The 13828-nt window shown below is 46.9% G+C and carries 13 protein-coding genes; 9 read left to right on the top strand and 4 right to left on the bottom strand.

Annotated elements, in window-relative coordinates:
- The first annotated feature begins 2 nt into the window (after positions 1-2).
- From atpG to EAT1B_RS06475, 7 genes are all read left to right on the top strand, one after another.
- Positions 3-860 carry an ATP synthase F1 subunit gamma gene (atpG, locus tag EAT1B_RS06505; protein WP_012727356.1) on the top strand — a complete coding sequence of 286 codons (858 nt, stop codon included), beginning with the start codon at positions 3-5 and terminating at the stop codon, positions 858-860.
- A 34-nt stretch (positions 861-894) separates the two neighbouring features.
- On the top strand, positions 895-2313 hold the full coding sequence (gene atpD, locus EAT1B_RS06500) for a F0F1 ATP synthase subunit beta (protein ID WP_012727355.1): 1419 nt from the start codon (positions 895-897) through the stop codon (positions 2311-2313).
- 28 nt (positions 2314-2341) lie between these two features.
- Entirely contained in the window at positions 2342-2752 is a 411-nt protein-coding gene (locus EAT1B_RS06495) for a F0F1 ATP synthase subunit epsilon (protein ID WP_012727354.1), read from the top strand.
- 150 nt (positions 2753-2902) lie between these two features.
- Positions 2903-4093, top strand: coding sequence for an EAL and HDOD domain-containing protein (locus EAT1B_RS06490; protein ID WP_012727353.1), 1191 nt, complete (start codon positions 2903-2905; stop codon positions 4091-4093).
- A gap of 200 nt (positions 4094-4293) precedes the next feature.
- On the top strand, positions 4294-4512 hold the full coding sequence (locus EAT1B_RS06485) for a DUF1146 family protein (protein WP_012727352.1): 219 nt from the start codon (positions 4294-4296) through the stop codon (positions 4510-4512).
- Between the two features lie 244 nt (positions 4513-4756).
- The gene (gene murA / locus EAT1B_RS06480) at positions 4757-6058 is read left to right on the top strand and encodes a UDP-N-acetylglucosamine 1-carboxyvinyltransferase (protein WP_012727351.1); all 1302 of its coding nucleotides are present in this window, start codon (positions 4757-4759) and stop codon (positions 6056-6058) included.
- An 81-nt stretch (positions 6059-6139) separates the two neighbouring features.
- Positions 6140-7126 carry a rod shape-determining protein gene (locus tag EAT1B_RS06475; RefSeq protein WP_012727350.1) on the top strand — a complete coding sequence of 329 codons (987 nt, stop codon included), beginning with the start codon at positions 6140-6142 and terminating at the stop codon, positions 7124-7126.
- A 42-nt stretch (positions 7127-7168) separates the two neighbouring features.
- Here EAT1B_RS06475 and EAT1B_RS06470 read toward each other — a convergent pair whose 3' ends face one another.
- Both EAT1B_RS06470 and EAT1B_RS06465 read right to left on the bottom strand, forming a co-directional pair.
- Entirely contained in the window at positions 7169-7540 is a 372-nt protein-coding gene (locus tag EAT1B_RS06470) for a VOC family protein (RefSeq protein WP_012727349.1), read from the bottom strand.
- Between the two features lie 13 nt (positions 7541-7553).
- Entirely contained in the window at positions 7554-8060 is a 507-nt protein-coding gene (locus EAT1B_RS06465) for a hypothetical protein (protein WP_012727348.1), read from the bottom strand.
- A 188-nt stretch (positions 8061-8248) separates the two neighbouring features.
- Between EAT1B_RS06465 and EAT1B_RS06460 the strand changes: the two genes are divergently transcribed.
- On the top strand, positions 8249-9010 hold the full coding sequence (locus EAT1B_RS06460) for an SDR family oxidoreductase (protein ID WP_012727347.1): 762 nt from the start codon (positions 8249-8251) through the stop codon (positions 9008-9010).
- A gap of 63 nt (positions 9011-9073) precedes the next feature.
- Here EAT1B_RS06460 and EAT1B_RS06455 read toward each other — a convergent pair whose 3' ends face one another.
- On the bottom strand, positions 9074-9853 hold the full coding sequence (locus EAT1B_RS06455; protein ID WP_012727346.1) for a response regulator: 780 nt from the start codon (positions 9851-9853) through the stop codon (positions 9074-9076).
- Positions 9834-11615 carry a sensor histidine kinase gene (locus EAT1B_RS06450; protein WP_012727345.1) on the bottom strand — a complete coding sequence of 594 codons (1782 nt, stop codon included), beginning with the start codon at positions 11613-11615 and terminating at the stop codon, positions 9834-9836. The genes EAT1B_RS06455 and EAT1B_RS06450 overlap by 20 nt, the downstream gene beginning before the upstream one ends.
- A gap of 186 nt (positions 11616-11801) precedes the next feature.
- Between EAT1B_RS06450 and EAT1B_RS06445 the strand changes: the two genes are divergently transcribed.
- Positions 11802-13757 (top strand): ATP-binding protein, encoded by a 1956-nt coding sequence (locus EAT1B_RS06445; protein ID WP_012727344.1) that lies wholly within the window; start codon positions 11802-11804, stop codon positions 13755-13757.
- Positions 13758-13828: the final 71 nt, after the last annotated feature.

The raw sequence follows: 13828 nt of genomic DNA, 5'->3' as shown, positions 1-13828 counted from the left end.
AAATGGCATCATTACGTGAGATCCAGATGCGGATCACCTCGACCCAAAGCACGAAGCAAATCACGAAAGCGATGAACATGGTGTCGGCATCGAAGTTGAACCGGGCCCAAGGGAACAACGCCAACTTCAAGCCGTACATGGACAAGTTGCAAGAAGTCATCTCGTCGATCGCCGGTGGTACATCAGGCGCGACACACCCGATGCTTCAAGTACGTCCCGTCAAACGGACTGGTTATATCGTCATCACGTCAGACCGCGGACTCGCAGGTGGATACAACGCCAGCGTCTTGCGTGACGTGTACCGTGAACTCAAAGACAAGCACACATCAACAGATGAGTATCGTCTTTACGTAATCGGGAAAGTCGGTGTCCAGTTCTTCAAGTCACGCAACATTCCGGTGTATAGCGCGATGACAGGGCTAAACGACCAACCAACTTTTGTTGAAGTCGCAGAAATCGTCAAACAGACGGTGGGTGCCTTCAGCGAGGGCGAGATTGATGAATTGAAGCTTTGCTACAACTCGTTCATCTCGGTCATCAGCCAAGAAGTGAAGATTCAACAATTGCTCCCGCTCGGGGATATCGAACAGTCCGCATCCAATGTGATGTATGAATACGAACCAGAAGAAGAAACGATCTTAGCGGCGCTCCTCCCACGTTATGCGGAAGGACTCATCTACGGCGCATTGCTCGATGCGAAAGTGTCAGAGCACGCAGCCCGGATGACGGCGATGTCGAGTGCGACAGACAATGCGGATGAACTCATTCGCGGACTCAAACTCAAATTCAACCGCGCGCGTCAAGCAGCGATCACACAAGAAATCACAGAGATTGTCGGAGGTGCGTCGGCGCTTGAATAAGCGCACGCCCTCTAGATTGTAGGAGGCTAACACGATGAACGAATACGGCATGAAAGGCCGCGTAGTCGCAGTCATGGGCCCAGTTATCGACGTAAAGTTCGACAACCACTTACCGAACATCTACAACGCTCTCAAAGTCACACACGTGGCAGCGACAGCGGACGATGTTAGTGTCGACTTGACGCTCGAAGTAGCTGTTCACCTTGGTGACGACACGGTCCGTACGATTGCGATGGACTCAACTGACGGCGTTCGCCGCGGTATGGAAGTACTTGACTTAGGATCACCGATTTCGGTACCAGTTGGAGAAGCGACACTTGGACGTGTCTTCAACGTTCTCGGTAACCCGATCGATGATAAAGAAGTGGCAGCTGACGTGCTTCGTGCACCGATTCACCGTCAAGCGCCAACATTTGACGAATTGTCAACGAAAGTTGAAATCCTTGAAACAGGGATTAAAGTCGTCGACCTTCTCGCACCATACATCAAAGGTGGTAAAATCGGCCTCTTCGGTGGTGCCGGTGTAGGGAAAACCGTCCTCATCCAGGAACTCATCAACAACATCGCGCAAGAGCACAGCGGGATTTCTGTATTCGCAGGAGTCGGTGAGCGTACGCGTGAAGGGAATGACTTGTTCCACGAGATGACGGACTCAGGCGTTATCAAGCAAACAGCGATGGTCTTCGGTCAGATGAACGAACCACCTGGTGCACGTCTCCGTGTTGCCTTGACTGGTTTGACAATGGCAGAGTACTTCCGTGACGAGCAAGGACAAGACGTTCTTCTCTTCGTTGATAACATCTTCCGTTTCACACAAGCAGGTTCTGAGGTTTCAGCCCTTCTCGGACGTATGCCATCGGCGGTAGGTTACCAGCCGACACTTGCGACTGAAATGGGTATGCTTCAAGAGCGAATCACATCGACTGCAAAAGGATCGGTAACTTCGATTCAAGCGGTTTATGTACCAGCCGATGACTACACGGACCCGGCTCCGGCAACAACGTTCGCCCACCTTGATGCAACAACAAACCTTGAGCGTCGTCTTTCGGAGATGGGGATTTACCCAGCCGTTGACCCGCTCGCATCGACTTCACGTGCCCTCTCTCCTGAAATCGTAGGGAAAGAGCACTATGAGGTTGCACGTAACGTTCAACAGACGCTTCAGCGTTACAAAGAACTTCAAGACATCATCGCTATCCTCGGGATGGACGAGTTGTCTGAAGACGACAAACTCACGGTTCACCGTGCACGTCGTATTCAGTTCTTCTTATCACAAAACTTCCACGTGGCTGAGCAGTTCACGGGCCAAAAAGGTTCGTACGTGCCAGTCAAAGAGACAGTACGCGGCTTCAAAGAGATCCTCGAAGGTAAACACGACGATCTTCCTGAAGATGCATTCCGTCTCGTCGGTCCAATCGAAGACGTCATCGAAAAAGCGAAGACGTTGGTCTAAGACCTACGCGGAAGGGGGAAACTAGACGATGAATACTGTTCACGTCAACGTCGTCACCCCGGATGGTGCAGCCTTTGAAGGAGACGCACGAATGGTCATCGCCAAATCGGTCACTGGTGAGCTTGGTATTTTACCGAAGCACATCCCGATGGTGACGCCACTCGACGTCTCAGTCCTCAAGCTGCGCCACGAAGATGGTGGACGCACGCTGATCGCAATCAGCGGCGGTTTCATGGAAGTTCGTCCCGACACGGTGACGATCTTAGCTGAAACAGCCGAAATGGCGGATAAGATTGACTATGACCGCGCTTCTGCGGCGAAAGTTCGTGCCGAGCGTCGTCTTCAAGACACGAAACTCTCGGAACTCGAATTCCGTCGTGCAGAACTTGCGCTCAAAAAAGCGATCAACCGCTTAAGCATTCGCGATATGAAAGAATAAGAATGACTCTCACACGAAAGTGTGGGAGTTTTTTTGTTGCTTTCGGAAAATATGGGTCATTTGTCGTGCTTCTAAATGCCGGGACTAGTAAAAAATATATGGGAGAAGACCGATAATAAAGGTGGGAACTACCGTAAAGGAGATTAGGGAATGAAAGTTTACGTTGCGCGACAACCAATTTTTGACCAACAATTACGCGTTTGCGGCTACGAATTGTTATATCGCCGCAGCGAAAATAATATTTTTGAGAATGTAGATGATTCGTTAGCAACGGCTGACGTCATTCATAACGCTTACCTTGTGTTCAATTTTCGGGAATTGACAGAAGGGACGCGTGCGTTCATCAACTTCCCTCAGACGTTGATTGAAGGGGAAGTGCCTTCGTTGCTACCACGTCAATCGCTCGTCGTCGAAGTGCTCGAACATGTCGAACCGACGGAAAAGGTATTGCAGTCTCTCCGCTCGTTGAGACGTCAAGGTTATACAATTGCATTGGATGATTTCGTATTTGAAGAGAAGTATCGCCCATTGATTGGACTCGCCGACATCATCAAAATCGACTATCAAGCGACCCCGGTAGACCAGCAGCAAAAATTGATTGATGCGCTCGGACACCGAGTCGAATTTTTGGCGGAAAAAATCGAGACACCCGCAGAGTACGAGATTGCGAAACGACTCGGATATAAGATGTTTCAAGGATACTTCTTTAGTCGGCCCATCGTGGTGCATGGGGCCGAAGTCCATCCGTTACGTCACACGCTCATTGAAATGTTGAAAGAGCTCGATCGTCCGGAACCGAGCTTCCGACGGATCTCATCGCAAATTGAGCGAAGTGTCGACTTATCCTATAAGATGCTCCGCACGGTCAATACGGTGTATCAAAAAGGTCGACATACCATTCAATCCATCGAGCAAGCCGTCGCACGAATCGGACTAGATGAGTTGAAACGATGGTCGTATTTGATGCTCTTACGGGAGATGCAGACCTCTGAATCGAAAGAACTGATCAAACAGAGTGTCATCCGCGGAAAAATGATGGAGTTGATTGCGGAGGATACATTGACAGATGTATTACCGTTTGATGCATTCATTACAGGGATCTTCTCATCACTCGACGTCATTCTCGATGAGGCGATGCAAACGTTGATTGCAGAGCTTCCGGTGGCGCCTCCTGTTAAGGCAGCGTTACTCGGTGAACAGAATGGTTTGCGAAAGTTGTTAGAGGATGTGATCGCCTACGAACAGTTGACGATTCCACTCCATAACACAGATTCGGATTGGTCTCAATATTACGTCGAAGCGATTCGATGGTCTCGTAGCCTTGACGAATCGATTGAATAATGTTTGAAATATGTGAGGGGCGTCAATTACTGTAGTAAGGCCTTACTGCTGATGACGTCCCTTTTGGTGTGCTTGTAGAGAAAGTGAGTTGATCGAATGGTTCAAACCGCTCGAAGCTTAAGACCCTAAGTCTTTTTTTCTCTAACATGTCATGATATGATTGAAAATGGTACGAATTTTAGAAAAGAGGGGAATCGTCGATGGTCAATACCGTATTTTCGCTAGCGATTTATATCATAGCGATCTACGTTGCTTGGTGGGCACTCTTACCCGTCAAATGGGACAAGGTGCTCAATCAAGTGAGGAGTCCGCAAGCTGCTGTCTTGCGCGTCCTCGTAGCGGTTGTCTTCGGTTCGCTGATTGCCCAGTTCTTTTTGGAGTATATTCGACTGGCGCAGGCGCTCGCACCTATACAGTAGTCGCAGAATATTTAACAAACTGTAATCCTGCTGTAACGACTCCTATATGATTATCATGTAGGATAAATTCGTCTGACATGATGTTTTTTTCATTCAATTTGCACTTATTTATTATTCAGATTGATTAATGAATGAAAAATCATCACGTTTTGCAAACCATTCAAATAATCGACATCATCACATCCGGATTCGGATATCGACGCACTATATAAAAAAACAATGAAGTTGGAGGACAAAGAGAGATATGAAGGATTTGATCGTAGTCCGTGGAGGACGTAAACTGTCAGGTACTGTGCGCGTTGAGGGAGCAAAAAACGCCGTACTCAAAACATTGGTTGCCACTCTATTAGCTAGCGAAGGAAAGTCAATCTTACAAAACGTACCACGTCTTGCTGACGTGTACACGATTAACAAAGTACTTCGTCACCTCGGTGCAGAGGTATCGTTCAATGAAGAAAAGAATGAAGTAACTGTCGATGCGTCGGGCGACATCAAAGATGAAGCACCGCTTGAGTACGTGCGGAAGATGCGTGCTTCAATCCTCGTCATGGGACCTCTTCTTGCCCGTCTCGGTCACGCTCGTGTAGCGATGCCAGGCGGATGCTCAATCGGCTCACGTCCGATTGACCTCCACTTAAAAGGATTCGAAGCGATGGGTGCGAAAACGGTCATCGGAAACGGATTCGTAGAAGCTTCTGTAGAAGGCCGTCTCCAAGGCGCTAAAATCTACTTGGACTTCCCATCTGTTGGTGCGACAGAGAACATCATGATGGCAGCTGTGCTTGCAGAGGGTACGACTATCATCGAGAACGTTGCAAAAGAACCTGAGATCGTCGACCTTGCGAACTTCTTAAACGGAATGGGCGCACACGTTCGCGGTGCAGGTACAGAAACAATCCGCATCGAAGGTGTAGAAACACTTCGCGGTGCAGAACACTCGATTATTCCAGACCGCATCGAAGCAGGCACATTCCTCGTTGCTGGTGCGATCACAGGTAGTGACATCGAAGTCATCGGTGCAGAACGTGAGCACCTTCGTCCATTGATTTCAAAAATGGAAGAGATGGGTGTCCACTTCGAGGATACGGCAGAAGGCATGCGTGTCACGGCACCAGACGAATTGAAGCCGGTTGATGTGAAGACGATGCCACACCCAGGATTCCCGACAGACATGCAGTCACAAATGATGGCACTCGTCTTGAAAGCGGGCGGCACTTCTGTCATCACGGAAACGGTGTTTGAGAATCGCTTCATGCACGTCGAAGAGTTCCGCCGTATGAACGCAGACATTAAGATTGAAGGACGTTCGGCAATCGTCAAAGGTGGCGTACGCCTTCAAGGAGCGGAAGTTGTCGCAACGGACCTTCGTGCCGGAGCAGCACTTATTCTAGCAGGTCTCATCGCGGAAGAAGAAACACGCGTTGGAGATTTATATCATATCGACCGTGGATACGTTGATTTCCACAAGAAACTTCAAGCACTCGGTGCTGACATCGAACGTATTGAAGGAACTGTCGAAGTTGCTGAAGAAATGGTTCAGAACTAAGAAACGAGCACGAATGAGAGGGCGAGGAGAGACTCTTCTCGCTCTTTTCAATGAAGAATCGAACGGAGGAACCTATACATCATGTTTTCAAAAGATATCGGGATTGATTTAGGGACAGCAAACGTTGTCATTCACGTCAAAGGGAAAGGAATCGTCTTAGACGAGCCTTCAGTCGTTGCGATAAAGCGCTCTACAGGAAAAGTACTAGCAGTCGGTTCAGAAGCGTATGAGATGGTTGGTCGTACACCTGGTGATATCGTGGCGATCCGTCCTCTCCGTGACGGAGTCATCGCCGATTTCGCCACAACAGAAGAAATGCTCCGTCACTTCATCGAGAAAATTCAAGTCCGAGGCTTCTTCGGGGGAATTCGCATGCTGATTTGTACACCTGCGAACGTCACACCGGTTGAAGAAAAAGCCATTCGTGAAGCTGCTGAGAAAGCAGGCGCGAAGGAAGTTTTCCTCGCCGTCGAACCAAAAGCGGCAGCAGTCGGTTCAGGCATGGATATTTGGAAACCGGTCGGTCACATGATCATCGATATCGGTGGTGGGACGACCGACGTCGCCATTTTATCAATGGGAGACATCGTCTGCGGTGAAACCATCAAGATTGCAGGGGATCGCTTCGATACAGACATCCTTCGTGCCATCAAAGAGAAGCACAAGCTGATCATCGGAGAACGTACGGCTGAGCAAATCAAGAAAGAAATCGCGACGGTGTTCCCAGGAGGACGTAACGAATCGATGGATATTCGCGGACGTGACATGGTACGTGGATTGCCACGTACGGTGACCATCACGTCAGAAGAACTTCGTGAAGCGATGGCTGAATCAGCTAATGAAATCGTCGAAGCAGCGAAACGTGTCCTTGAACAGACACCGCCAGAACTTGCGGCGGATATCATCGACCGCGGAATTATCATGACAGGTGGGGGGTCACTCCTTCACGGTCTTGATCAACTTGTCGCAGAACGTGTCATGTTGCCGGTCATGATGGCCGAGGAGCCGACACTCAGTGTCGCGCACGGAACGGGAATCATGCTCGAAAACTTAGATCGATTGAAATAAACAGACAAGCGACCGCGCGAGCGGTCGCTTGTTTTTGTATATTCAACTCGACACCTCAGAGAGAAGTGCCAACACGTTGTCTTCAGAGTCTTTAAAGAAACTCATCCATGTTTCTGTCGTATCCATTTTTGCCACACAGTGTGGTTCATCAATGAAAGTCACTCCTGCATTTTTCAACTGAGCATAAGCGTCATCGATGGATGCGATACTCAAATAGAGGATTGGACTTGATTTTGCAAATACATCATTCTCAGGAGGGGATAACATGAGGCGTACGCCACCGCAGTCGAAGAATGCGAGCAATCCTGCTTGAAAGAGAAAGGGTACCTCAAGCGTGTCTCGATAGAATTGAACGGCACGGTCTAACTCTTTGACAGGGATGTAGATTTGTTTGATTTGTTGAATGAGGCTCATGGGATTCATCCTTTCAATATGTATTTGAAACAGGAAGGGGTAACTCTGATTCAAGTTGACGTTGGAGACGGTTGGTAAGTCCTGTTGGGTGAGACATTAAGCCGATAGAAATATGTAATGGGAATAGGGTATGTAAGTCGCTAGGATAATATGAGCCATCTCGAGGTAACGTATGATTGACAATCCGAGAGACTCCTGAGGAATGGTCAATGTGTAAGACGATTGGAGCAGATATTCCGGTCCCTCGCTCAAGTTGTTGATGGTTAGGATAATATTCTTGTAGAAGCACCCATACATACACTTCCTGTCGAGTCGTACTCGTCCCGAGGATTTGATAGCTGGCATAAACATCCCCACCGAAATGAGGAGACATGACTTGAGTTGTCAAGTAGCGCTCCAACACGTTCTGATTGACGTCGACGGATTGGGTAAGCGTGACAAATGATTCATCCGTCAAGGCAGCATAGAGCAAAGCACTCAATATCCATGTACAAAATGTCGTTATGATTAACTTTTTCAAGTAAGCGCCTCCCAATACCGATGTGATGAATCATATATGTCCATCATATCTAAAGAGGATACGAATATATAGGTCATTCGTGGGAAAAATTGTATATAATAGAATCATTAATCAATGAGAGGGGAATCATGATGGCACCGATTCACTAATGGACTGAACAGAATAATCAAATAGAATCGGAGGACATGATGAACAAACCACTTACACTCATTACGGGCGTCAGCCGCCATCAAGGAATCGGGGCTGCGATTGCACGAAAACTAGCACATGAAGGGCACGACCTTTATTTGACACACTGGAGTCCGTTTGATGCGACCGACGGAGTCGGGGAAGAAATTGGCTTCATCGAACGATTGGTTCAAGAACTGACTGAAGAAGGGACCCGTGTCGAGCATGAGGCATACGATTTGGCTTCAGGAGACGAGGTCGGATTACTTGATCGAATGGAAGCTAAACTTGGTATACCGAGCAGGCTAATCCATAACGCGACCTATGAGCGACATGTCAACGTTGAGAACTTTACAACCGACGTATTGAGACGGCATTATATGGTGAATAACGAAGGGACACTCGGGCTCACCTTTGCGTTTATGGAGCGCTATAAACAAGCGGGATATCAAGACGGGCGAATCCTGTTCTTCGTCTCGGGTGGACCGGATGCGAACAACCTGGCCTACATCGCAACGAAAGGTGCATTGATTGCCATCACACCTGCGTTGGCGAACGGATTAGGTGAACACGGCATTTCGGTGAATGCGCTCGATCCGGGCCCGACGGATACGGGGTGGATCAATGACGAACTTCGCGAACACTTGCTACCATTATTTCCTTACAAGCGAATGGGGACGCCTGAAGATACGGCTCGCTTCGTCGCTTTCTTGATGGGCCCAGACGGCGCATGGGTGAATGGCCAACATCTTCACGTTGACGGAGGGTTTACTGGGCGCTAATAGAGAACGTTCGATGGATACAATAAAAAGAAGGCATCTCACTTCAATTGTGAGATGCCTTTTTCAATGCCATGTATAGTCTTTATCAACAAATAAACGATTTTTTAAGTCTGTTTTAGAAATTGAAGGATTTGGTGCATCAAGCCAATCGTAATAATCACAGGCACAGGAATCACCAAGTTCGATCGAATAGCCATTATTTATTGTATTAACAGTTATATCGAGTTCATGTTCAGCTAACGTCTTTTTCAATCGATAAATCGTGTTGTATATGTTGTGTAAGGCGCGTTGTGGTTCATCGATGTCCGGGTAAAGGGTTTCGGCAAGCACCCACTTATTAATGACCTGCTTACGATGAAAAACTAAGTAGGCAAATAACTCCTCTGTTTTTTGTGTTGGCCACTTCACAAGATTCCCATCTTGCGTTCGTACCGAAAATCGATCAAGGAGCTGAACGCGACACGATTGATGTGCATTTTTTTGCTGAATGGATTCATAACGTTGCACAATACGTGGAATGACGTTATGAATCATCTGCTCTGTGATCGGCTTCAACAAGTAATGCGTGGCATGCAAATTGAACGCTTCAACGGCATACTGTTGATGGGCGGTCGTGAAGACGACTTGTGTCCGTTCTGGCAAATAGGTCGCCAATTCGAGCCCCGTCATTTCAGGCATTTCGATATCTAAAAAGACGAGGTCGACCGGGTGCTCTTGAATAAAAGTGAGAGCTTGAACCGGACTTTGGAACGAACCAACCCACTCAAGAGACGGCTCTTCTTTTACAATCCGCTCCATCATCCCTAAAATATGATGTTCATCTTCAATTAAAATCGTACGCATCTAAATGATTCGTCCTTTCCTGTTTTGGTAAACGCAGGTGAATGGTGGTGCCTTTTTTCAAAGTGGAAGCTAAGTCAAACGTTGCACCAGGGAGGTGTTCGATTCGACTTTTAATATTGCAAATCCCAATCCCAGATGTTTTGTTTGATACGTTTGGATCAAAACCACTCCCTGTATCTTGAACAAAAATCTCGATCATTCCATTTCGTTCCTGGATAGAAAGTGTCAATCGCTTTTGTCCTGGGTGTCGATAGAGACCATGTCGCACGGCATTTTCAACGAGTGGTTGAATCAATAAGGGTGGAATTGAACAGTCCAAAAGAGACTCATTAATCTCTTTCTTGACGTAGAACGAATCACGAAACCGTGTCTGTTCAATGGCGAGGTAAGAGTCGATCATATCGACTTCTTGACGAATGGAAATCTCATTTTCGGCTCGACCATTCTCAAAAATATAGCGGACGTATGTGCTCAAGTGACTAAGTAGACGAGCCGCTTCAGGTGGTGACGTATAACAGAGTGCAATCACATTTCCAAACGTATTGTAAAGGAAGTGAGGTTTGATTTGCGCGTTAAAGAAGGACATCTCGTGCTGCGAAGCCAACGCTTCAACTTGTTGTTTCTTCCCTTTGTCGGTAGACAAATGAATCGGTAGAAGTAAAAACATCAATAGGAAATAGATGATGGTAAACGTATTGGAGTACAATTGCTGATTAGGCGAGACGATGAACGTCGACGTCATGATTCCGATATACCCGACGAGTTGGGCGAGCGTGAAAGTTAGTAACTCGAGTGGATTACCTGTCTTGTACTTTTCAAGGAGCCATCCAATATTCAATCCGATCCAGAAGAACGTGATAAATAAAACGATAATCCATACAAAATATTCGTACACCTCGTAAACGGAAGAGGGCAGGAAGATGGCTAGTACAGTCAATCCATACAGTGGGTATCTCGAAATGGCCAAAAAACGGTCAAATGACACACGTTCCAAGCATCGTGAAAACTCGATCAGCATGATGATGCTCAGTAAGGCTAAACTTAACGTCAACTTATTACTACCCGAGATCCACATGCCATCTCGGGACATGATTGAAAAACTCGTCAACAAAAAGAAGGCTGTCCCGAAACCATACAACCGTTCATTTCGGTGAAAGAGATAGACAATGGCATAGAACATGGCAATCAAAAGTGAAATGAGCAACATGAAAAATTCGTAACCGGCATAAGCATTTTGAGTGGTCATGATGGCATGTAACGGTCCGACCAATATACTTTCTTCGATGGGTGCGGAATTACCTGCCTGTCGTTCATGTTGAATCGTCAGTCGGAATTGTTTTGTCTCATCATCGAGCAAGAGCAGAGACGGCTGCTCGACGAGACGATTGTTTCCAAATTGTATCGTTTCAACGATTTTCCCATCTATCAATATCGTAGAAGAGGAGAGGGACTTTGGAATGAGCAAGGCATACGTACCGTTCGGCAACGTGAGATCGAGTTCATATGTGGATGCCCGATAAGGCGTCGTAAATGGAATGGTTCGATAGGAGCGGCGATCAACTTGGGTGACAATTCCTGACTCATAGCGCCATGAGCCGTCTAGTCGCAAAATCTCTTCGTCGACAGTAGAAGAGAGAAGAGAAGCTTCGCCCTTGTTAACGGTGACGATCGGATTGATTGACTGATGTCGAATCAATAAAGTGAGACTGACGCCAACCAACATCACAAGGATGAGGATAAACGTCATTCGATTACGCGTCATGAACACATTCCCTTCAATCTTTGTGAGTTTCTTGTGAGGTCATTCCGTTATTCTTCCTAATAGGTGAATGAATTTTTGAAGTGACTCTCCGTCTCATCATCGTACCCGAACTTTTTTTGTTTGAACAGAAAAAGTCATTCACCGTACGAAGTGAGGCATTCTAAGAGTGAAGGAAGAAGGCATTCCATGAAACGTTGGATTGAACAACGCATTAGTCGACAAGTTATGACGATTTTCTATATATTGATTGCCTTAGTGACGCTCACATCGATTGGGACCTATTTTTATACACAGCAATCGATTCAAGAGACGACCGTAAAATTAGAACGAATCAGTGAGCAACGTGCACGGGCGACAGACCTGTTTGAAACGTGGCAATCGATGCAATATGAATTACGAGGGCACGTCCTGTTAGGAGAACGTGCGCTATTAGAAGAAGTAAGAACAGCTCAAACGAATATCGACGAGCAAACGACCTGGTTCGAAGAACAGGCAAGCAATGAAGAAGAAGCACAGTTCGCAGAAGATGCGCGACTCCTCTTCTCGATTTATACGACACGCGTCATGCCGGCACTTGAGCAGTATGTGATTGCGAAGCAGGCAGGAGAAATCGATGAATCGTTCCTGCAGATGCGCACCGTAGGGCAATTCATGCCGAAAAATGAAACGTCGACTCAAACGCGATTTAAGCTGAACTCAAGTAGTGCGGCCGATATGAGTGCGAGCATTGTCGATATGGAGTCGGTCTTTACCGACTATCGACAAAATCTTGATTTTCAAGAAAGTGAATTGCGAGATGCGCTGTCAAAACAGTTAGTGAAAGCCCAATGGATGTGGCTTTTGATTCTACTCGGGGCATTGTTCATATTGTTTGTCGGGTTGCAGCCATATATTTTAAGGTTGACCAATCAACTGCAGACGCTGATGGTGAACAGTGAGCGTCTCGCGAACAATCCGAGCGCGACACTCATCCCGATTAAACCACTGCAAAACGAAGTCGGACAGTTGTCGAAAGCGTTTAATGAGATGGCGACCTCACTTCGGAGCCAACAAGATCAAGTCGAACTCGAACGGGAGAAGACCGCTCGAATTTTGCACACGATGCGTGACTCCATCGTCTACACGGAACTCGAGACGAATGAACGGTTCGTGAATAGTGCACTCTTTGACTTGTATGAGCATCCACTTCCATCAACAGAACGGGGCAGTCTCTACCCGATTGCGATGTACTATCCGATGTTCATGAACCAGATTGACGATCCGGAGGAGTTGAATCAATTCACAAAACGTGCAAAAGAAGAAGGTATATTCGATGAAACGTATACGTATACGATGCAGGAAGGTCAGAAAACGATTCGCATGTACGCCGAACCGATTGATCTTCAAAATGAACGTGTAGGTGTCATCTTCGTTTCACGAGATATTACCCAGGAAACAGAAATCAATCGCTTGAAGACAGAACTTGTGGCGACAGTATCCCATGAGCTTCGGACGCCCCTTACCTCGATTCTCGGTTTTTCAGAACTGCTCAAAAGTCGTCAATTGGAAAATACGAAGCGAGAGCGCTATTTAGACATGATTGCGAGTGAGACAAAGCGGCTCGAACGACTCGTGAGTGACTTGCTAGATGTTCAAAAAATGGAGGCGGGTATGAGCGTACCTGACTTTAAAGTAGAGAGTCTATATGATTTATTATCAGATCTACTCGAAATCCACGCAGGATCGACGGAGCATCATTTCTTCCACTTTGATTGTGACGAATCGCTATTCGTCGCGGGAGATCCGGCCCAATTACGTCAAGTCTTCTCGAACATCCTGAACAATGCCATCAAGTATTCTCCACGCGGTGGGAATGTGACAGTCGATGTCACGTGTGAAGATGACACGATTCAAATCGGGATCACGGATGAAGGGTTAGGACTTTCGGAAGAAGATGCAGCACGAATCTTTGATAAATTTTATCGTTCGGCATCGGAAGAAAGTAAACGGATTGGTGGAACCGGATTAGGTTTAGCAATCTGTAAAGAAATCGTTCAACTGCATGGTGGTACCATCTCTGTTCAATCTCAACTAGGAGAAGGAACGACGATGATTGTCGAGTTACCGATGGTCGACCATGTCAATGAAGAGAGTTCATCCTAATTTATGGGATGAACTTTTTTTGAAAAAACGGTGAATGTCACGCTCGTTTGGTACGATATAGAAAGTGAATC

The sequence above is a fragment of the Exiguobacterium sp. AT1b genome (genome assembly GCF_000023045.1).
In the GTDB taxonomy this organism is placed as follows: Bacteria; Bacillota; Bacilli; order Exiguobacteriales; family Exiguobacteriaceae; genus Exiguobacterium.
This window is presented reverse-complemented; position numbering and strand designations above follow the sequence as displayed.

What these genes read in the sequence shown, in the direction of transcription:
- atpG (WP_012727356.1), top strand. Translation starts at nt 3, where the DNA reads ATGGCATCATTACGTGAGATCCAGATGCGGATCACCTCGACCCAAAGC.
- atpD (WP_012727355.1), top strand. Translation starts at nt 895, where the DNA reads ATGAACGAATACGGCATGAAAGGCCGCGTAGTCGCAGTCATGGGCCCA.
- EAT1B_RS06495 (WP_012727354.1), top strand. Translation starts at nt 2,342, where the DNA reads ATGAATACTGTTCACGTCAACGTCGTCACCCCGGATGGTGCAGCCTTT.
- EAT1B_RS06490 (WP_012727353.1), top strand. Translation starts at nt 2,903, where the DNA reads ATGAAAGTTTACGTTGCGCGACAACCAATTTTTGACCAACAATTACGC.
- EAT1B_RS06485 (WP_012727352.1), top strand. Translation starts at nt 4,294, where the DNA reads ATGGTCAATACCGTATTTTCGCTAGCGATTTATATCATAGCGATCTAC.
- murA (WP_012727351.1), top strand. Translation starts at nt 4,757, where the DNA reads ATGAAGGATTTGATCGTAGTCCGTGGAGGACGTAAACTGTCAGGTACT.
- EAT1B_RS06475 (WP_012727350.1), top strand. Translation starts at nt 6,140, where the DNA reads ATGTTTTCAAAAGATATCGGGATTGATTTAGGGACAGCAAACGTTGTC.
- EAT1B_RS06470 (WP_012727349.1), bottom strand. Translation starts at nt 7,540, where the DNA reads ATGAGCCTCATTCAACAAATCAAACAAATCTACATCCCTGTCAAAGAG.
- EAT1B_RS06460 (WP_012727347.1), top strand. Translation starts at nt 8,249, where the DNA reads ATGAACAAACCACTTACACTCATTACGGGCGTCAGCCGCCATCAAGGA.
- EAT1B_RS06455 (WP_012727346.1), bottom strand. Translation starts at nt 9,853, where the DNA reads ATGCGTACGATTTTAATTGAAGATGAACATCATATTTTAGGGATGATG.
- EAT1B_RS06450 (WP_012727345.1), bottom strand. Translation starts at nt 11,615, where the DNA reads ATGACGCGTAATCGAATGACGTTTATCCTCATCCTTGTGATGTTGGTT.
- EAT1B_RS06445 (WP_012727344.1), top strand. Translation starts at nt 11,802, where the DNA reads ATGAAACGTTGGATTGAACAACGCATTAGTCGACAAGTTATGACGATT.